Source organism: Actinosynnema sp. ALI-1.44, assembly GCF_001984155.1.
Lineage (GTDB): Bacteria > Actinomycetota > Actinomycetes > Mycobacteriales > Pseudonocardiaceae > Kibdelosporangium.
Window position 1 is genome coordinate 463,245 of sequence record NZ_MTQO01000054.1, and the last position, 18,924, is coordinate 482,168.

An 18,924-nucleotide genomic window follows, 5' to 3' on the forward strand; every position below is an offset into this window, starting at 1 on the left:
CTACGGGGTGAAGGCGATCCCTCACCAGGATGAGCTCACAGCACGTGCTCCTGGTAGGTGTCGATGACCCGGTCGACCACCTCGTCGCCGGGGGAGTCCCAGATCGCCTGGTTGAAGATCTCCACCTCGATCGGGCCCGAGTAACCCGTGGCGTCGACCGCCTCCCGCAGCCGCCGCAACTCGATGCAGCCGTCGCCCATCATGCCCCGGCCGAGCAGGACGCCTTCGGGCAGCGGCGTGATCCAGTCGCACACCTGGAAGATCGAGATCCGCTCGGCGGCCCGCTCGATCGCCTGGTACACACCGGGATCCCACCAGACGTGGTACGTGTCCACGCACACACCGACCTGGTTGGCGGGGAACAGCAGCGCCATGTCCAGTGCCTGGTCCAGAGTGGACACCACACACCGGTCGGACGCGAACATCGGGTGCAGCGGCTCGATCGACAGCTGGACGCCTTGCGCCGCCGCGTAGGGCGCGAGCTCGGCGATCGAGTCGAGCACGTTCTGCCGCGCCGCGTCGATGTCCTGGCTGCCTGGCGGAAGACCGCCGGAGACCAGGACCAGGATCGGTGCGCCCAGCGCCGCGGCTTCGTCGATCGCTTTGCGGTTGTCGGCGATCGCGTCCGTATCGGCGAAGAAACCACCACGGCACAGCGAGGTCACGGTCAGGCCCGCGTCGCGGACCAGCTTGGCCGTCCGGTCGAGCCCGTAGTCCGCCACCGGGCCACGCCACAGACCCACCTGGGTCAGGCCTGCCCGAGCGCATCCATCCACCAGGGCGGGAATGTCCCACTGGGTGGTGGTGGCCTGGTTGAGGCTCAGCCGGGAGCTCACGTCGACACCTCCAGGAACGCGCGCATCCGGGCCGCTGCCAGATCCGGGTCCGGCAGCAGCCCGGCCGCGTCGGCCAGTCTGAACAGCTCGACCAGGTGTGGCACGGACCGCGCGCTCTCCAGCCCGCCGACCATCCGGAAGTGGGACTGGTACCCGGCCAGCCAGGCCAGGAACACGATGCCCGTCTTGTAGTAGTAAGTCGGTGTGCCGAAGATGTGCCGGGACAACGGCACAGTCGGCGCGAGGATCTCGTTGTACGAAGCGGTGTCCGATTCGTCCAACGCTCGCACGGCGGCTGCCGCCGCTGGGGCGATCGCGTCGAAGATGCCCAGCAGCGCGTCGCTGTACCCCTCGGAGTCACCCAGGATCAGCTCGGGGTAGTGGAAGTCGTCGCCGGTGTAGCACCGCACACCCACCGGCAGCCTGCGGCGCAGGTCCACTTCACGTGACGCGTCCAGTAGCGAGATCTTCACACCGTCCACAGCCGACGCGTGGGACTTGATGATCTCGGCGAACACGTCGGTGGCCGCGTCGAGGTCCGGCGCGCCCCAGTAGCCGTCCAGCGCCGGGTCGAACATCGGGCCGAGCCAGTGCAGGATCACCGGTGACGACACCTGGCGCAGCAGGTGCCCGTACACCCGGTGGTAGTCGTCGGATCCCGACGCCGCCGCGGCCAAGGCCCGGCTGGCCATCAGGATCACCTGGCCGCCGGTCTCCTCGATCACGGCGACCTGCTCGGTGTACGCCTCGATCACGTCGTCGACCGTGTGCGGGCCCGGCGCGAGCTGGTCCGTTCCCGCGCCGCACGCGAACGGGCCTGCGGCGTTCGCCCCGGTCCGGCGGATCAGTTCCCTGGTCGCGGCCCAGTCGAGGCCCATCCCGCGCTGCGCGGTGTCCATCGCCTCCGCGACACCGAAACCGTGGTCCCACAGGTGGTTGCGGTAGGCGAGGGTGGCGTCCCAGTCGACGGCGGCGGGACTGCCTGGGGTGTTGTCCCCCAACGGGTCCGCCACCACGTGGGCCGCCGCGAGCAGGCGGCGGCTCAGCGGTGCGGGTCCGGGGGAGTACCCGCCGGACGACCGGATCTCGTAGGGGCCGGTCGGCAGTTCGATGATCACACTCACAGCTCCAGGTCCGGAATGGACAACCGCTGGCCTTCGCGTGCCGACCGCAGCCCGAGCTCCGCGAGCTGCACGCCACGCGCACCGGCCACCAGGTCCCAGTGCCACGGCGTGTCCAGCACGACGTGCTTGAGGAACAGCTCCCACTGGGCCTTGAACCCGTTGTCGAACACCTGGTTGTCCGGGACTTCCTGCCACTGCGACCGGAAGTCCTCGGTCGGCGGCAGGTCCGGGTTCCACACCGGCATCGGCGTGGCCGACCGGTGCTGCACGCGGCAGCGGCGCAGCCCGGCGACCGCGCTGCCTTCCGTACCGTCCACTTGGAACTCGACGAGCTCGTCGCGGAACACCCGCGTCGCCCACGACGAGTTGATCTGCGCGACGATCCCGCCGTCCAGTTCGAAGATCCCGTACGCCGCGTCGTCGGCGGTCGCCCGGTACTCGGCGCCCTGCTCGTCCCAGCGTGACGGGATGTGCGTCGCGGCAAGGGCCTGCACGGTCAGCGGCTTGCCGAAGAGGTGGTCGAGCACGTACTGCCAGTGGCAGAACATGTCGAGGACGATCCCGCCGTCATCCTCGGCGCGGTAGTTCCACGACGGCCGGTTGATCGGCTGCCAGTCGCCTTCGAAGACCCAGTAGCCGAACTCGCCGCGCACCGACAGGATCCGGCCGAAGAAGCCGCCGTCGACGAGGCGCTTGAGCTTCAGCAGGCCGGGCAGGAAGATCTTGTCCTGCACCACGCCGTTCTTCACGCCCGCGTCCCTGGCCAGCTTGGCCAGTTCCAGCGCGGTCGTCAGGTCCGAGGCGGTGGGCTTCTCGCAGTAGACGTGCTTGCCCGCGGCGATCGCCTCGCGCACGGTCCGCTGCCGCTCGCCGGTGACCAGCGAGTCGAAGTACACCTGCACACCCGGGTCGGCCAGCGCCTCGGTCAGGTTCGTCGTCCACGGCAGGTCGTGCTCGTCGGCGATCGCCTTGACCTTGTGCTCGTTGCGGCCGATCAGGACCGGTTCCGGCCAAATCACGCTGCCGTCGCCGACCGGGATGCCGCCCTGCTCCCTGATCGCCAGTACCGACCGCAGCAGGTGCTGCCGCAGCCCCATCCGCCCGGTGACGCCGTTCATCGCGATACCGACCGGCCGCCGATCCGCCATGGTCTCCCCTTCTCGGCATAGAAAGCGCTTACTATCAGCGTAAGCTAGGCAGGCACCGGACCGGGTGTCAATAGGTTGTGCTGGGAGGTAGCCGGATGGCGGCGACATTGGCGGACGTCGCGGCGCGTGCGGGGGTGTCCACCGCGACCGTGTCGCGAGTGCTCAACGGCAACTACCCCGTCTCCGCCGTGACCCGCGAACGCGTGCACCGCGCGCTGGGCGAACTCGACTACGTGGTGAACGGCCCGGCCAGGGCGCTGGCCGCGGCGACGTCCGAAGTGATCGGCGTGATCGTCAACGACGTCTCCGACCCGTTCTTCTCCATCCAGGCCAGCGGCACGCAGTGGGAGGCCGCGAGCGCGGACCTGCTCGCCGTGATCTGCAACACGGCCGGGTCGCCGTCGGACGAGCTGAAGTACATCAGCATGCTGCTGCGCCAACGGGTTCGCGGCGTCGTGCTGACCGGCGGCACCCGTGAGGAACCCGAACACCTGCGGGCCATCGCGAAGCTCATCAGCCAGGCGCTGTCAGCGGGTACCGCGGTGGTCATGTGCGGGCGGCCCGCGCCGCCGGACGTCGACGTGCCGTGCGTGGCGTTCGACAACGAAGGCGGCGCGCGAGCGCTGACCAGACACGTGATCACGATGGGACACAAGCGGATCGCCTACGTGGCAGGCCCGGCGGGCAACAGCACGACCACCGCGCGGCTCAAAGGGCACCTCTCGGCGCTCGACGAGCACGGTCTCGACAAGTCCGTGGTGGTGCACGGCGACTTCTCCCGCGCGTCCGGGTTCGACGCGGCGATGGAGCTGATCGGCGCCGACGTGACCGCGATCGTCGCGGGCAACGACCTGATGGCCCTCGGCGTGATCGCGGCGCTGCGGCAGCGGGGAGTCCAGGTGCCGCGGGACATCTCGGTGGCGGGATTCGACGACCTGCCCTCGGCCGTCGACGTCGTCCCGGCGCTGACCACCGTGCGGCTGCCGCTCGACCAGGGCGCACGGCGAGCGGGCCGGATCGCCAGTGGCGTGGAGGCGGTCACCGGCCCGACGACGCTGTGGATGCCCGCCGAACTGATGGTCCGCGACTCAGTGGCAAGACTCACAGAGTAAGCGCTTTCTCGGCCCCCGGCGTGTCGCAGTCACGGTACAGCTCGTAATCTGGTTCGACGTGAGCGTGATCGTGGTCACCGGTACCGGAACCGAGGTCGGCAAGACGATCGTCACGTCGGGGATCGCCGCGCTGGCCAAGGCCGACGGCAGGCGAGTCGCCGTGGTCAAACCCGCCCAGGCGGGCCTCAACGAGGACGGCACCGGCGACCTGGACACCGTCCGCAGACTCGCGGGCGACGTGACCACCGTCGAGCTGGTCCGTTACACCGACCCTCTCGCACCGGAGACGGCGGCCCGGCGCAGCGGTATGCCCACGATCGGGCCCGCCGACATCGCGGCCGCGGTGTCCCGGCTGGACGAGGACCATGACCTGGTCCTCGTCGAAGGGTCGGGCGGCCTGCTCGTCCGGTTCGACAGCAACGGCTCGACGATCGCGGACGCCGCGTGGGCGATGGGCGTACCCGTGGTGGTCGTGGCCGCGGCCGGGCTCGGCACGCTGAACGCGACCACGCTGACCGCCGAGGCGCTGCTGCGCCGGGGCATCGAGTCGCTGGGCGTGGTGGTCGGCAGTTGGCCGGCCGAACCCGATCTGGCGACCCGCTGCAACCTGGAGGACCTGCCGGTCGCGGCGGGCGCTCCGCTGCTGGGCGCGTTGCCGCACGGCTCCGGCGCGCTGGATCAGGCCCGGTTCGTCGAAGTCGCCCGTGCGGGCCTTTCCCCCTGGTTCGGTGGCGATTTCGATCCCGAACAGTTCGTGATGACGTACAAGTCCTCGTGACCAGGTGCGTGAGCTACGTCCCTCACCGGCCGGCCTTTTCTGAGGCAGACTGACCAGTCGCAACAGCCACTGGCTTTCAGGGAGGACCGTTGACGGCGGCAGCTGAGAGGACCGGCATTCTCAAGGTCGCGCGGGAGCAGGTGCTCGAGCGCGGGGTCGGACTGTCCCAGGAGCAGCTCGTCGAGGTGCTCACCCTGGGTGACGACCGGTTGGCGGAGTTGCTGGGCCTCGCGCACGAGGTCCGGATGCGCTGGTGCGGTCCGGAGGTCGAGGTCGAGGGCATCATCAGCCTGAAGACCGGCGGTTGTCCCGAGGACTGCCACTTCTGCTCGCAGTCCGGCCGGTTCCCCACACCGGTGCGGTCCGCCTGGCTGGACATCCCCGGCCTGGTCAAGGCCGCACGGCAGACCCTGGCGACCGGCGCGACCGAGTTCTGCATCGTCGCGGCCGTCCGTGGCCCGGACAAACGTCTGCTCTCCCAGGTCCGCGACGGCATCAAGGCCATCCGCGAGGACGGCAACGACATCCAGATCGCCTGCTCGCTCGGCATGCTCACGCAGGAGCAGGTCGACGAACTCGTCGAAATGGGCTGCCACCGCTACAACCACAACCTCGAGACCGCGCGCTCGCACTTCCCGAACGTGGTCACCACGCACGCGTGGGAGGAGCGCTGGGAGACGCTGCGGATGGTCCGCGAGGCGGGCATGGAGGTGTGCTCCGGCGGCATCATCGGCATGGGCGAGTCGATCGAGCAGCGCGCCGAGTTCGCGGTGCAGCTCGCCGAGTTGGAGCCGGACGAGGTGCCGATGAACTTCCTCATCCCCAACCCCGGCACGCCGTACGAGGATTACCCGATCGTGGAAGGCCCGGAGGCGTTGCGCACAGTCGCCGCGTTCCGGCTGGCCATGCCCCGCACGATGCTGCGGTTCGCGGGCGGCCGTGAGCTCACCCTCGGTGACCTCGGCGCGGAGAAGGGCATGCTCGGCGGCATCAACGCCATCATCGTCGGCAACTACCTGACCAACCTCGGTCGCCCGGCCAGCCAGGACCTGGACATGCTCGCCGAGCTGAAGATGCCCATCAAGGCACTGAACGAGACGCTCTGAAGGGACCCCGTGACCGATCCGGTGACCTACTGTGGCTGGTGCGGCAAGCCCGGCACCGAAGGTGTGCACGAGGTGTGCCGCAAACGGTTGGCCCTGGTGGACCCGCCGCGGTTCTGTCGGCACTGCGCGCGGCGGATGGTCGTTCAGGTGACCCCGGCCGGGTGGTCGGCGCGGTGCAGTCGGCACGGCGAGTCAACATCCGCTCCGGTCACGGGATAAGCTCGGCTCCCGGGGAGACGAGAAGGTGAGGTTCGGCTGTGGCGGAACAGCCCGTCGAGGCGCAGCAACGCGATGCGCCACCGGAGGTTCCGCTGTATCCGCCGTACGGCGTGCCGTACTACCTGCCGCCCCAGCCCAGGTCACGCGTAGTGATCAAGGCGGACCTGCTGCCCGCGATCAGCGTGCTGTCGCTGGTGAGCCTGGTCGGTGTTCCGCTGGCATGGCTGTGGGCGCAGCTCGCGCCGGGGCAGCTCAAGCAGATCACCGTGCGCGGCCCGATCCCGCTGACCGCCGAGAGCTACCACCGGTTCGACTCGATCGCCGTGTTCGTGCTGCTGGGGCTGGGTGCCGGGCTCGTCGTCGGCGTCACCGTGTGGTTCATGCGCGAACGGCGTGGCCCGGTGACGATGATCGCCGCTGTGCTCGGGTCCTTGGGCGCGGCCTACCTCGCCACGTTGATGACGGGGATGTTCACCGGCTGGATCTACGACGTGCCGTCGCAGACCAACGTCGGTGAGCAGGTCACGGTCGCGCCGACGCTGGAGTCCGTCTGGGTGATCCTGGCCCAGCCGTTGGCCACCGCGCTGGCGTACGGCGTTCTGGCCGCGTGGAACGGAATGGACGACCTCGGCCGCCGCCTCGGCTAACGCCCGACGCGTGCAACCAATGTGGCCTTTGTTGCGTTTTTGGCTACCAATGTGGCCTTCGTTGCACACCTAGCGGGGTTAGTGGCGGTTGGCCACCAGGCCGTCGAGTACCGCGTTGAGTCCGTGGTCGAACATGACCTCCGGGGTGTTCGCCGCGGCGGCTTCGATTGACGCGGTGAGCCGGGGGTAGGGCGCGACCGCCGCCATGACGATCGGCTGGATCCGTTCCGCCCACTGTTCGTCGCTCAGGCCGCTGCGGGCCAACGAGGTCTGCCACGCGGCGACGCCGACCCCTGAGCCGATCACGAAAGCCTGCACGGCACGCAGCGCGAGGTCGCTCTCGGCCAGGCTGAAGCCGCCCTTCTCGAACAGCGCCAGCATGCCGTCGCTCATCCGCATCACGTTGGGGCCCAGGTAGGACAGGCCGATCTGGCCGAGGACCGAGGCGACCCACGGGTGGTTGTTGATCATCGCGAGGCTGCTGTGCGCGCAGCTGACGACGCCCGCCCGCCATTCGGTCGTGTCGGGCGACGGCACCTCGATCTCGCCGTGCACCTCGTCGATCGCCAACTCGATCAGCTCGTCCTTGTTGGCCACGTGCCGGTAGAGCGAGGTCGCGCCCGCGTCCAGGCGTTTGCCCAGGTTGCGCATGCTCAGCGCGTCCAGCCCCTCGGTGTCCAGCAGCTTGATGGCCTCGCCGACGATCTGCTCCCGGCTCAGCGCCGGCTGGTCGCGGCCCTTCTTCGGCCGGGCCCACACGGACGGGATGTCGCTGTTCATGGGCTCACGGTAGCGCACGATGTTCGCTCTTGCATCACTGTTCGCAGTGTGCGTACAGTGTGCGCATCGACGGAACAACGTACGCAAGCCGAGGGGACTGAGTCGGATGCAAGAGCGGAACCCACGCCGCTGGTGGATCTTGGTGGTTCTGGTGCTCAGCACATTGGTGCTGGTCATCGACAACATGGTGCTGACCGTGGCGGTCCCGCCACTGAGCGAGGACATCGACGCGGGCCCTCAGGACATCCAGTGGATCCTGGATTCCTACATCCTGGTCTTCGCCGGGCTGCTGCTCACCTCGGGCAGCCTCGGTGACCGGTTCGGCCGCCGGAAGATCATGATCATCGGCCTGGTGCTGTTCGGCGCCTCGTCACTGCTGGCGGCCTTCGCCGCCGACCCGGCCCAGCTGATCATCGCGCGGACGGTGATGGGCGTCGGTGGTGCGCTGATCATGCCGAGCACGCTGTCCATCCTGATCACGGTCTTCGACGACAAGGAACGCCCCAAGGCCATGGCCGTGTGGAGCGCCGCCGCGACGGTCGGCTTCGTCGGCGGCCCGGTGCTGGGTGGTGCGCTGATCGCGTGGTTCTGGTGGGGTGCGGTGTTCCTGATCAACGTGCCGGTCGCCGTGCTGGCCATCATCGCCGCGCTCACCCTGATGCCGGAGTCCAAGGGCCCGTGGCAGAAGCCGGACCCGCTCGGCGCGCTGCTGTCCGCGGCCGGGATGACCGCCTTCGTCTGGACGATCATCGAGCTGCCCAAGTACTCGGTCACCGACCCGAACGTCGTCGTGCCGTTCGTGATCGCGGTGGTGAGCTTGACCGCGTTCGTGGTCTGGGAGAAGCGCACCCCGTCACCGATGGTCCCGCTCAAGCTGTTCCGGGCCCGCAACTTCAGCGGTGGCAGCTTCTCCTTGACGCTGGTGCAGATCGGCAACGGCGGCCTGATGATCGTGGTCACCCAGTACCTGCAGTTCGTGCTCGGCTTCACGCCGACCGAGGCCGGTCTCGCCTTCCTGCCGATGGCCGCCGGTTCGTTGCTGTTCAACGGTCTCGGCGCCACGCTCGGCCAGAAGCTGGGCAACAGGCTGATGGCGTCCATCGGTCTCGCCGTGATCGCCGGTTCGTTCTTCTTCCTGTCCACCCTCTCGGCCGGTTCGGGCTTCGTCGGCATCGGTGCGGCACTGTTCGTGCTGGGCGCTGGTGGCGGCTTGGCGATGCCTGCCGCGATCGCCGCGCTGATGGGCACGGTCCCGCCCGAGCAGGCCGGTGTCGGCTCCGCGCTCAACGACACCATCCAGCAGTTGGGTGCCGCGCTCGGTGTTGCCGCGCTGGGCAGCATCCTCAGCGGCGCCTTCGCCAAGGAGATGCCCGCCGGGTCACCCACGTCCTTCGGTGACGCCATCGCCGTTCCCGGCCTCGCCGACACGGCCAAGACCGCCTTCACCGACGCGATGTCCACCACGTTCGTGATCAGCGGGATCGCCGTCCTCGTCGCCTCCGCCCTCGCCCTGATCGTCATGCGGGACAAGAAGACCGACGAGACGGCCGCCGAGCAGCCGGTCCTCGCCCACTGAAGTCCCACCACACGGAGCCTCGAGGGGTCAGTTGAGGTTCATCTTGGCGGCGAAAGCCGATGCGGGAGCGGGGACAGCGTGCAACGCCGCGATGATCCCCGCTTCCCGCGTGAGCAGCGAGTAGACCATCCGCAGCCGGTGTGCCGCCCGGGTTTCCTCGAGCAGGGCCTGGCGGTCCTCGATCGGCAGCAGGGCGTCGGCGGCCAGCAGGTGCGCCAGGTCGGCCGGGTCTGTGTCGTCCGCCGGTTCGTCCCAGTCGCCTCGTTCCCACGCTGTGTCGCAGTAACGGCGATACGCCGCCCGCGCCGAGTCGGCCAGCGAGCCGATCCGCTGGGCCATCGCGGGCGGGGTCTGGCTGTCCGGGATCCAGTCGACCGTGCCGGTCAGGTACGGCGCGCTCGTCGCGTCGAGGTCGAGCAGCCGGAACCGGCGTTCACCGGTGGTGATGATGTCGTAGCGGCCGTCCGGCAGGCGGGTGGCCTGGCGCAGGACGGCCGAACACCCGACGGCCAGCAGCTGGTCGACCTTGTCGACTTCCTCGGTGACCGGTGCCTTGATCGCGACCACGCCGAAGCGCTTGTCCGGCACGGTCCCGGTGACCAGGTCGACGGTCAGCTGCCGGTAGCGCGGCTCGAAGATGTGCAGGGGCAGGTTCGCGCCCGGCAGCAGCACTGTCTGCAGGGGAAACAGCGGAAGCGTCTCGGGCACACCAATCAAAGTACGGGCATCACCGGGTTTTCGCAGCGGGCGGGCGCAGAACAGCGAACTCGTCGGTGACCTGCATGCCACGCACAGTGAAGTGGAACAGGGCGGCGGGCCGCCCGCCCGCCCGGCCCGGCTTCGTCGTTTCCCCAGTTGGTTCCAGCAGTCCACGCCTGGACAGCACCCGTTGCAGGTTCGTCGACGACACGGTGTACCCGAGGGCGGCCGAGTAGATCTCCCGCAGTTCGGACATGGTGAACGCGGGCGGGGCCAGTGCGAAGCCGATGTTGGTGTACGACAGCTTCGAGCGCAGCCGGTGCTGGGCCCGCCGCACGATCGCCTCGTGGTCGAAAGCCGTCGTGGGCAAGGCGTCGACCGGGTGCCAGCGGGTGTCCGGCGGCACCTCGGGGTCGTTGTCGGACGGCACGAGCCCGAGGAACGCCGACGCGACCAAACGAGGTCCCGGCACTCGGTCGGGCGCGCTGAACACGGCAAGCTGCTCGACGTGTGCGAGTTGTCTCACATCGACTTTTTCCTTCAGCTGGCGGCGGATCGAGTGCTCGACGTCCTCGTCGAGGCGCAGCCTGCCACCAGGCAGTGACCAGCGGTGCACATCGGGTTCCCTGGCCCTTTCCCACAGCAGGACCTGGAGTGATTCGTCTCTCACTTGGAGGACCGCGGCCAAAACCTCATGGCCGAGCAGGGGTGGCTCGGTGGTAGCATCAGGCATGTTTTCGCTCCTTAGGCGAAAACCTCGGGGGTGAGAACCCGGAGCTAGGAGGACCTGATGACGGCAACACTGACTCCTTACAGCGGGGTCGAGCCGGACGCGGCTTGGCGGGACGAGGTTCGGCGCCTGGTTGACCAGCGCGACGCCGTCCTGCTCGCGCACAACTACCAGCTTCCCGAAATCCAGGACATCGCGGACTTTACTGGTGACTCGCTGGCGTTGTCGCGGATCGCCGCCGAATCGAGCGCGTCCACGATCGTGTTCTGCGGCGTGCACTTCATGGCCGAGACGGCCAAGATCCTCGCGCCGGAGAAGACCGTGCTGATCCCGGACGAGCGTGCGGGGTGTTCGCTCGCCGACTCGATCACCGGTGCGGACCTGCGGGCGTGGAAGGCCGAGCACCCCGGCGCGGTGGTCGTGTCCTATGTGAACACCACGGCCGAGGTGAAGGCCGAGACCGACATCTGCTGCACCTCGTCGAACGCGGTGGACGTGGTCGCCTCGATCCCCGCGGACAAGGAGGTGCTGTTCTGCCCGGACCAGTTCCTCGGAGCGCACGTCAAGCGCGTGACCGGCCGCGACAACATCCACATCTGGGCGGGCGAGTGCCACGTGCACGCCGCGATCAACGGCCCTGAGCTGGCCGAGCGCGCCGCGGCCGACCCGTCGGCCGACCTGTTCGTGCACCCGGAGTGCGGCTGCGCGACGTCCGCGCTGTACCTGGCGGGGGAGGGGATCGTGCCGCCGGAGCAGGTGAAGATCCTGTCCACCGGGGACATGGTCAAGGAGGCCAAGGCGACGAACGCGACGTCGGTGCTCGTGGCCACCGAGATCGGGATGCTGCACCAGCTGCGCCGCGCCGCGCCGGAGATCGACTTCCGTGCGGTCAACGACCGGGCCTCGTGCCGCTACATGAAGATGATCACCCCGGCGGCGCTGCTGCGCGGCCTGCGGGAGAACAAGGACGAAGTGCACGTCGACCTCGACACCGCGGCGCGTGCGCGCGCGTCGGTGCAGCGGATGATCGAGATCGGCCAGCCCGGCGGTGGGGAATGAGCCCCCGCTGGGAGGCTCGCGCCGACGTCATCGTGGTCGGGACCGGCGTCGCGGGGCTGACCGCCGCGCTGGAGGCCCGTGAGCTCGGTCTGCGCGTCCTGGTCATCACCAAGGCGGCGGCCAGTGCGGGCAACACGCGCTGGGCGCAGGGTGGCGTCGCCGTGGTCCTGCCGGACGAGCACGACGAAGGCGACTCGGTCACCGCGCACATCGAGGACACACTGGTGGCGGGCGGTGGCCTCTGCGCGGACGACGCAGTCGCCGCGATCCTGGCGGACGGCGCGGACGCCGTGACGCGGCTGCGCGAGCTCGGTGCGGTCTTCGACCCCGGTGCGGACGGCAACCTGGCCCGGACCAGGGAAGGCGGGCACAGCGCGTTCCGCGTGGTGCACGCGGGCGGGGACGCGACAGGTGCGGAAATCGAGCGCGCACTGCTGTCGGCGGCGCAGGACGGCCGGGTTCCGTTGCTGGAGAACCACATCGCGGTCGACGCGGTCCGGACCGCGACCGGCGCGGTCGTCGGTCTGGTCGTGCTGGACCAGAACGGCGTGCCCGGGGTGGTGAGCGCCCCCGCGGTGCTGCTGGCCACCGGCGGGCTGGGGCAGCTGTACCAGGCCACGTCGAACCCCGAGGTGGCGACGGCCGACGGCCTGGCGTTGGCCCTGCGGGCAGGCGCTCCCGTCGCGGACGTGGAGTTCGTGCAGTTCCACCCGACCGTGCTCTACACGGGCCCGGGTGCACGCGGCCGGTGCCCGCTGGTGACCGAGGCCGTGCGCGGGGAAGGCGCGGTGCTGGTCGACGCGCTGGGCGAGCGTGTGATGAAAGGCGTGCACCCCCGGGAGGACCTCGCGCCGCGTGACGTCGTCGCCGCGGCGATCACGCGCCGGATGGCGACGGAACCCGGCGGGGTGGGCGACCACGTCTACCTCGACGCCACGCACCTGGACACCGAGCTGTTCCGGCGGCGGTTCCCCACTGTGCTGGCGGCGTGCCAGTCGATCGGCGTGGACCCGTCGGCCGACCCGATCCCCGTGTCGCCCGCCGCCCACTTCGCGTGCGGCGGTGTCGCGTCCACTGTGGATGGCCGGACCGGTGTGATCGGGCTCTACGCCGTCGGCGAGGTCGCCAGGACCGGCCTGCACGGCGCGAACCGGCTGGCGTCCAACAGCTTGCTCGAAGGTCTCGTGGTCGGTGCCCGCGCGGCGCGGGCGATCGCGGCGGACATCGCGGCGTGCCTGCTGGCCGACCCGCGTGCCGCCGTGCGGGCGCCGCTGCCGACGGCCCCGGTCGCCGACCGGGACGTGTTGCAGCGCGTGATGAGCAGGTACGCGGGGATCGGCAGGGACGCCGAAGGTCTCGCGGTCGTCGGCTCGGTGCTCGACGTGTCCGCTGTGGACACGGTGCTCAAGACGAAACAGCGCGTCGAGGACGCGGCGCTGACGTTGGTCGCGCGGGCCCTGATCGCGGCCGCGTCGGCGCGCACCGAAAGCCGCGGCTGCCACGTGCGGACCGACTTCCCCGACAGCGATCCCGCGTGGCAGCACAGCCTCGCGGTCCGGCTCAACCCCTCCGGCCAGCCCGTGCTGGCCGCCCCGACTTCGCTGAGGAGCGCGGCGTGAACGAACAGGAGACGGCCGAGACGCTGGCCGTGGTGGACCGGGCGCTCGCCGAGGACCTGCGCTACGGCCCGGACGTGACCACCGAGTCCACGGTGCCTGCCGACGCGGTCGGCACGGCGGCGATCACTCCGCGTCAACCCGGTGTGCTCGCGGGGATCGAGGTCGCGTTGACCGTTTTCCACCGCCGCCTGTCCGATCTCGAGATCCTGACGGCTGTCCAGGACGGCGCACGGCTGGTGCCGGGCGAGCCCGTCCTGGCCGTCCGCGGCTCGTTGCGTGGCCTGCTCACGGCCGAGCGCACGGCGTTGAACCTGGTTTCGCACCTGTCCGGGGTGGCGACGCTCACGCGCGCCTGGGTGGACGCGATCGACGGCACCGGCTGCGTGATCCGTGACACCCGCAAGACAACGCCGGGCATGCGGTTGCTGGAGAAGCACGCCGTGCGCATGGGCGGCGGGCGGAACCACCGCCTCGGTCTCGGTGACGCCGTGCTGATCAAGGACAACCACGTGCTGGCGGCCGGGTCGATCACGGCCGCGTTCACCGCCGCTCGCGCCCACGCGCCGAACCTGCCGTGCGAGGTGGAGGTGGACACGCTCGACCAGCTCGACGAGGCACTGGGGCTCGCCGTCGAACTGGTCCTGCTGGACAACTTCACGCCAGATCAGTGCGCCGAGGCCGTCCGGCGGGCCGCGGCGGCGGGTGGCCGGACCGAACTGGAGGCGTCCGGCGGGCTGACGCTGGACGTCGCGCGGGCGTACGCCGAGACAGGTGTGCACTACCTGGCCGTGGGCGGCCTGACGCACTCCGCGCCGATCGTCGACATCGGGATGGATCTCGCTCCGGTGGAAAGCGCGGCGGCGATTTCATAGGGGCGCTAGGGTGCGCAGTGTGCCCCGTCGTCGAATCCTGCTGAGCTCTGGCGCGCTCTGTACCGTCCTCGGGCTGGTCGGTTGCACGGCAGCGCCGACGCCGACCGCCTCCGGCAGCACGGACAGCACCGCGCTTGTGCTCGCGGTGCCGTCCGAACCGGCCAACGTGCACCCGTTGGCCGGGTACGGCCAGAACGGCGCGGCGCAGGTGTACGACGGCCTGCTGGAGCACCAGGCGGACGCGGGCCTGCGCACGGCGTTGGCCGCCGAGATGCCGACGCCGTCGCCCGACGGCAAGTCGTGGACCGTGAAACTCCGTAGTGACGTGCGGTTTCACGACGGCAGCGCGTTCGACGGCAAAGACGTTGTCGCCACATACCGGGCGTTACTGGATCCGGCGTACGACTCGCCATTGCGTGACCGCTACAGCATGATCACCGCGATCACGGACGTCACACCGCCGCCCGCGACGACCACGACAACCGTGCCGCCGTCGTCGTCCAGCCGTGCCGCGCCGCCGCCGCGGAAGGTGCCGGTCGGCAGCACCGTGCGGTTCGACCTCTCCCAGCCGTACGCACCGTTCCTCGACTTGCTCGTACTGGGGATCGTGCCCAGTGAGACGCTGGCGGAGCCGGGCTCGGCGACCGGCTTGAAAACCGTCGGCACAGGGCCCTACCAGGTGGAGAACTGGCAACGCGGCACCAGCTTGACGTTGCGCGCCAACACCTCCTACTTCGGCGGCGCGCCCACGGTCTCCAAGGTGACGGTCGAGTTCGTGCCCGACGACGACGCCAGGGTGAAGCGGATCAGGGACGGCAAGCTGGACAGTGCCGCGTTACCGCCCGCGCAGGCGAAATCGTTCGAGCAGTCCGATGTGTTCGCTGTCCTGCGTCAGCGCAGCGCCGCCGTGCGCGCGGTCCAGATGCCGGTGGGTAACGCCGTGACAGCCGACGCACACATCCGGCTGGCGCTGAACTACGCGGTGAACCGTCGCTCGATGATCGACGGTCCGCTTGCGGGACACGGCACCGAAGCGTTCACGCCACTGTCGCCTGTGTTGGCGGAGTTCCATGAGCCGACGGCGAAGTTCTCCCATGACGTGCCGACGGCCAAGTCGTTGCTTGACTCGGGTGGTTGGGTCACCGGTTCGAACGGCATTCGCACCAAGAACGGTGTTGCGGCACAGTTCGTGCTCAGTTACCCCGCAGGTGACACGGTTGCCCGTGACCTCGCGACGGCGTTCGCCGCCGACGCGGACGCGGTGGGTGTGAAGGTCCAGACACGCGTGGGCGCCCCGTCGGCTGGAGACGCGGCGGTGATCGGCACGGGTGACCCGTTCGACCCCGACCTGGCCCTGTACCCGTTGATGCGCTCCGGCGACGAAAGGATCACCGCGTCGCTGAACGCCGCACGGGTCATGGCCGACCCGGCCCAGCGCGTCGCCGAGTACCGCAAGCTCCAGCGCACGTACATCGAGGCGCCGAGCATGATCGTGCTCGTCGGCCTTGAGCACACGTACGTCCTGCGCCGCAACTGGACCGGTTACCAGGCCGTGGTCGACGCCGACAGCCAGGACCCGACGTGGGGCGCTTGGTGGAACCTGTCGCGCTGGCAGCCAAGGTAGCTTGCAGTATGTGATCGACCTAGACTCGGTGCGCGCGGACACCCCTGGCTGCCATGACCTGATCTTCCTCGACAACGCTGGCTCGTCGCTGCCGCCAAGGCAAGTGCTCGACGAGGTCCAGGCGCACTTACGGCGTGAGGCCGAAGTGGGCGGCTACCGAGCAGCCGCTGAACGCGCGGACGACCTGGAAGAAGGCTACTCCGTGCTCGCGGAGTTCCTCGGCTGCGAGCCGCACGAGGTGGCGTTCACCGACAGCGCGACACGGTCATGGCTGGCGGCTGTCGACGCGATGGCCCTCTCGCCAGGAGACCGGGTCCTGGTCACCGAGGTCGAATACCACAGCAACGCGCTGGGCCTGCTGAACCTGGGGATCAAGCCCGAGCCGATCCCGTCGGACCCGTCGGGCCTGGTGGACGTGGACGCGTTGCGGGGGATGCTGGATTCCCGTGTCCGGCTCGTGTCGCTGGTGCACGTGCCGACCAACGGCGGCCTGGTGAACCCGGTGGAGCCCGTGGTGGAGGCCGCGCACTCGGTGGGCGCACTGGTTCTGCTGGACGCGTGCCAGTCGATCGGGCAGTTGCCCGTCGACACGGCCGCGCTGGGGGTGGACGTCGTCTCCGGGACCGGTCGCAAGTGGCTGCGCGGCCCGCGCGGCACAGGTGTGCTCGTGGTCCGTGACCAGTCCGGGCTGCGGCCACGCCTGATCGACGGCAAGGCGGCCGTGTGGGAGCGGTCCGGCGGCTTCACCGTCGCCCCGGGAGCGCGGGCGTTCGAGTTGTGGGAGTACGGGGTGGCGGAGCGGCTGGGCTTGATCGCGGCCGCCAAATACGCCCTGCGCCTGGGGATTTCCGAGATCGCCTCGGCCGTGGCGGAGAACGCTTCCCTGGCCAGGTCGCTGCTGGCCGAGATCCCCGGCGTGACCGTGCACGACCTCGGCAAGGACAAGAGCGGGATCGTGAGCTTCACCCAGGCTGGCCGGTCCGTCGAGGAGGTTCGAGATCGGTTGTGGGACAAGGGAATCGCGGTGTCGTGCTCGTACTCGTCGTCCACTCGGTACGACATGACCCGCCGGGGGATCGACGCGGTGGTCAGGGCGTCGCCGCACTACTTCGTGTCGCCGGAGCAGATCTCCTCGTTCGCCACGGCGTTGACGGACGCGTAACTCATCGGTTACGCTTTCCCTGTGGTTGACCTCGTCGCTGGTGCGATAGCGGACCCGGTGCGCAGGCAGATCCTGGAGATGTTGCGCACCGGGCCGCTTCCGGCCGGGGTGATCGCGGACAGCTTCGCGATCACTCGCCCCGCGATCAGCCGTCACCTGCGCGTGCTGCGAGAAAGCGGCCTGGTGCGTGACGAAACCGTTGGTAGGCAACGGGTGTACGCGCTCGAGCCAGCCGCCCTCGACGAGCTGAAGGCATGGTTGGCCGAGCTGACCGCGCCCGCGGCCGAGTGGGAGCACCGCCTTGACGCGCTGGAAACCGAGGTCTACCGAACCCGACGCGAACGGAGAGCGGACCGTGAAACCAATCCCGACCGGAAAACTGGTTCCGACGGATAAGGGCTACGACCTGGTGCTGACGAGAACACTGCGGGCACCCATCGACGACGTGTGGGCCAGTATCACGGAATCGCCGCGAACCAGCCGCTGGTTCGGCCCGTGGGAAGGACCGGGCGGAACCGGCAGCACGGCCAAAGTCCAGATGCTGCACGAAGAAGGCCAGCCGTGGATGGACATCCACATCGACGCCTGCGAAGCCCCGACCAGGCTGGCCATCTCGACGGAACCGGACGAGCACGGCTCGTGGCACATGGAAGCCCGACTGTCACACGCCGCCGGGGTCACCGAGCTCAACCTGATCCAGCACGTCGAACGCACCGACCTCGTGGGCAGCACGGGACCGGGCTGGGAGTACTACTTGGACATGCTGATCGCCTCACGCGAGGGCGCCCCGTTCCCGGAGTTCACCGACTACTACCCGTCGCAGCAGAAGTACTACGACGACCTGGTCGCGGCCGCCGTCGACGGGAAGTAACGACAAAAACAACGCGCGAGCAGGCGGGGTTGTCTGGCACTGTCGATGCGGTGACGCTCATCGATCGGATCGAACGGACAACCGGCGTACCAGGTCTGGCTGGTCTGCTCGCCGACCTGGCGCCTGCCGACCTGAGGTCCCTGTTGCTCGACGTCACCAGGCAGCAGGCCGCGAAACTCACCCCGGCGCAAGTTCTGGCGCAGTACAAGCGCGACCGGTTCACCGGCGTGGCCACAGTGGACCCCGGTGTACACGCCGACTACGACCTGTTCGCGTTCAGAACCCTGCGGGAGAGGGGATACACGCCGGTCGAGCTGTCGCCGGTCAGCCCGCTCGGCACAGTGAGCGTGCTGACCGGGATGGACCAGAACCGCGTCATCGCCACCGCGCGCGGGACCGAGGTGACGGCGGACTCGACCAACGCGTTGGCTTTGGAATCCGCCGTCCGCAGGTCGGGACGGGAGCCGGTGCGGCTGTGCGCGTCACACCGGCTGGTCCGCGCGCAGCCGTTCCCCGAGGGATGGTCGTCACATTTCCGGCTGCTCGCGCTGACCGTCGCAGGCCGTGACGAGGGTTCGTTCCGGTTCGAAACCGACAGTCTGCGGGCACAACTGGGCGCCATGGTGGCGCTGACCGAGCACCTGGCGGATGTCCAGGTGCTGGTCACCGTCCTCGACGAGAGCCGTCGCGACGCCGTCGCCGAGCGGGTCATCGGCCCGCTCGGCGACGAGTTCCCGCAGGTCAAGGTCGGTTTCGACGACGAGCGGCAGCAGGGCCGCGGCTACTACGCCGACGCGTGCTTCGAGGTGAAGGCCGGTGACGTGTCGCTGGCCGACGGCGGTTTCACCACGTGGACACAGCAGTTGCTCGGCAACGCCAAGGAACGGCTGCTGACCGGTGGGCTGGGGGTGGACCTCATGCACGCCAGGTTCGGTCCCCGACGAGCCGACCTTTACCCTTGA

At 69.4% G+C, this 18,924-nt stretch carries 20 protein-coding genes; 14 read left to right on the plus strand and 6 right to left on the minus strand.

Going from position 1 to position 18,924, the window contains the following annotated elements; all coding sequences use genetic code 11:
- Positions 1 to 35 precede the first annotated feature (35 nt).
- The 3 genes from ALI144C_RS49105 to ALI144C_RS49115 are packed head-to-tail and all read right to left on the minus strand — an operon-like array spanning position 36 to position 3,108.
- Positions 36 to 836: a sugar phosphate isomerase/epimerase family protein gene (locus ALI144C_RS49105; RefSeq protein WP_076994165.1), complete on the minus strand. Its 801-nt coding sequence runs from the start codon at positions 834 to 836 to the stop codon at positions 36 to 38.
- Entirely contained in the window at positions 833 to 1,951 is a 1,119-nt protein-coding gene (locus tag ALI144C_RS49110; RefSeq protein WP_441297625.1) for a dihydrodipicolinate synthase family protein, read from the minus strand. The genes ALI144C_RS49105 and ALI144C_RS49110 overlap by 4 nt, the downstream gene beginning before the upstream one ends.
- A 5-nt stretch (positions 1,952 to 1,956) precedes the next feature.
- Positions 1,957 to 3,108: a Gfo/Idh/MocA family protein gene (locus ALI144C_RS49115; protein ID WP_076994167.1), complete on the minus strand. Its 1,152-nt coding sequence runs from the start codon at positions 3,106 to 3,108 to the stop codon at positions 1,957 to 1,959.
- A gap of 95 nt (positions 3,109 to 3,203) precedes the next feature.
- Between ALI144C_RS49115 and ALI144C_RS49120 the strand changes: the two genes are divergently transcribed.
- The 5 genes from ALI144C_RS49120 (at position 3,204) to ALI144C_RS49140 (ending at position 6,970) form a co-directional block, all read left to right on the plus strand.
- Complete coding sequence (locus ALI144C_RS49120; protein ID WP_076994168.1) at positions 3,204 to 4,220, plus strand: LacI family DNA-binding transcriptional regulator; 1,017 nt, start codon at positions 3,204 to 3,206, stop codon at positions 4,218 to 4,220.
- Positions 4,221 to 4,278: 58 nt separating this feature from the next.
- Complete coding sequence (bioD, locus tag ALI144C_RS49125) at positions 4,279 to 4,998, plus strand: dethiobiotin synthase (protein ID WP_076994169.1); 720 nt, start codon at positions 4,279 to 4,281, stop codon at positions 4,996 to 4,998.
- Between the two features lie 89 nt (positions 4,999 to 5,087).
- Complete coding sequence (gene bioB / locus ALI144C_RS49130) at positions 5,088 to 6,104, plus strand: biotin synthase BioB (protein ID WP_076994170.1); 1,017 nt, start codon at positions 5,088 to 5,090, stop codon at positions 6,102 to 6,104.
- Positions 6,105 to 6,125: 21 nt separating this feature from the next.
- Positions 6,126 to 6,323: a biotin synthase auxiliary protein BsaP gene (bsaP, locus tag ALI144C_RS59280; RefSeq protein WP_143231487.1), complete on the plus strand. Its 198-nt coding sequence runs from the start codon at positions 6,126 to 6,128 to the stop codon at positions 6,321 to 6,323.
- Between the two features lie 38 nt (positions 6,324 to 6,361).
- Complete coding sequence (locus tag ALI144C_RS49140; RefSeq protein WP_076994172.1) at positions 6,362 to 6,970, plus strand: DUF2567 domain-containing protein; 609 nt, start codon at positions 6,362 to 6,364, stop codon at positions 6,968 to 6,970.
- 78 nt (positions 6,971 to 7,048) lie between these two features.
- Here the strand turns inward: ALI144C_RS49140 and ALI144C_RS49145 are convergent, their stop codons facing one another.
- Positions 7,049 to 7,750, minus strand: coding sequence for a TetR/AcrR family transcriptional regulator (locus ALI144C_RS49145; RefSeq protein ID WP_076994173.1), 702 nt, complete (start codon positions 7,748 to 7,750; stop codon positions 7,049 to 7,051).
- A gap of 106 nt (positions 7,751 to 7,856) precedes the next feature.
- Here ALI144C_RS49145 and ALI144C_RS49150 point away from each other — a divergent pair, with 106 nt between their 5' ends.
- Positions 7,857 to 9,326, plus strand: coding sequence for an MFS transporter (locus ALI144C_RS49150; protein ID WP_076994174.1), 1,470 nt, complete (start codon positions 7,857 to 7,859; stop codon positions 9,324 to 9,326).
- Positions 9,327 to 9,353: 27 nt separating this feature from the next.
- Here the strand turns inward: ALI144C_RS49150 and ALI144C_RS49155 are convergent, their stop codons facing one another.
- Both ALI144C_RS49155 and ALI144C_RS49160 read right to left on the minus strand, forming a co-directional pair.
- Positions 9,354 to 10,034 (minus strand): LON peptidase substrate-binding domain-containing protein, encoded by a 681-nt coding sequence (locus tag ALI144C_RS49155; protein ID WP_083754063.1) that lies wholly within the window; start codon positions 10,032 to 10,034, stop codon positions 9,354 to 9,356.
- 19 nt (positions 10,035 to 10,053) lie between these two features.
- On the minus strand, positions 10,054 to 10,758 hold the full coding sequence (locus tag ALI144C_RS49160; protein WP_076994176.1) for an NUDIX hydrolase: 705 nt from the start codon (positions 10,756 to 10,758) through the stop codon (positions 10,054 to 10,056).
- A gap of 57 nt (positions 10,759 to 10,815) precedes the next feature.
- On the opposite strand from ALI144C_RS49160, the gene nadA reads away from it, so the two are divergent.
- From nadA to ALI144C_RS49200, 8 genes are read left to right on the plus strand one after another with little or no spacing between them, the layout of a single operon-like run.
- Positions 10,816 to 11,814: a quinolinate synthase NadA gene (gene nadA / locus ALI144C_RS49165; RefSeq protein WP_076994177.1), complete on the plus strand. Its 999-nt coding sequence runs from the start codon at positions 10,816 to 10,818 to the stop codon at positions 11,812 to 11,814.
- Positions 11,811 to 13,433, plus strand: coding sequence for an L-aspartate oxidase (locus ALI144C_RS49170; protein WP_076994178.1), 1,623 nt, complete (start codon positions 11,811 to 11,813; stop codon positions 13,431 to 13,433). Before nadA ends, ALI144C_RS49170 begins: the two co-directional genes overlap by 4 nt.
- Positions 13,430 to 14,305, plus strand: a complete 876-nt coding sequence (gene nadC / locus ALI144C_RS49175) for a carboxylating nicotinate-nucleotide diphosphorylase (RefSeq protein WP_076994179.1) — start codon at positions 13,430 to 13,432, stop codon at positions 14,303 to 14,305. The genes ALI144C_RS49170 and nadC overlap by 4 nt, the downstream gene beginning before the upstream one ends.
- Positions 14,306 to 14,324: 19 nt before the next feature.
- Positions 14,325 to 15,929 (plus strand): ABC transporter substrate-binding protein, encoded by a 1,605-nt coding sequence (locus ALI144C_RS49180; protein ID WP_143231372.1) that lies wholly within the window; start codon positions 14,325 to 14,327, stop codon positions 15,927 to 15,929.
- Between the two features lie 10 nt (positions 15,930 to 15,939).
- The gene (locus ALI144C_RS49185) at positions 15,940 to 17,091 is read left to right on the plus strand and encodes an aminotransferase class V-fold PLP-dependent enzyme (RefSeq protein ID WP_076994841.1); all 1,152 of its coding nucleotides are present in this window, start codon (positions 15,940 to 15,942) and stop codon (positions 17,089 to 17,091) included.
- Between the two features lie 21 nt (positions 17,092 to 17,112).
- Positions 17,113 to 17,487: a metalloregulator ArsR/SmtB family transcription factor gene (locus tag ALI144C_RS49190; protein WP_237774676.1), complete on the plus strand. Its 375-nt coding sequence runs from the start codon at positions 17,113 to 17,115 to the stop codon at positions 17,485 to 17,487.
- Positions 17,447 to 17,962 carry an SRPBCC family protein gene (locus tag ALI144C_RS49195; RefSeq protein WP_076994182.1) on the plus strand — a complete coding sequence of 172 codons (516 nt, stop codon included), beginning with the start codon at positions 17,447 to 17,449 and terminating at the stop codon, positions 17,960 to 17,962. Before ALI144C_RS49190 ends, ALI144C_RS49195 begins: the two co-directional genes overlap by 41 nt.
- A gap of 50 nt (positions 17,963 to 18,012) precedes the next feature.
- Positions 18,013 to 18,924 carry a hypothetical protein gene (locus ALI144C_RS49200; protein ID WP_083754064.1) on the plus strand — a complete coding sequence of 304 codons (912 nt, stop codon included), beginning with the start codon at positions 18,013 to 18,015 and terminating at the stop codon, positions 18,922 to 18,924.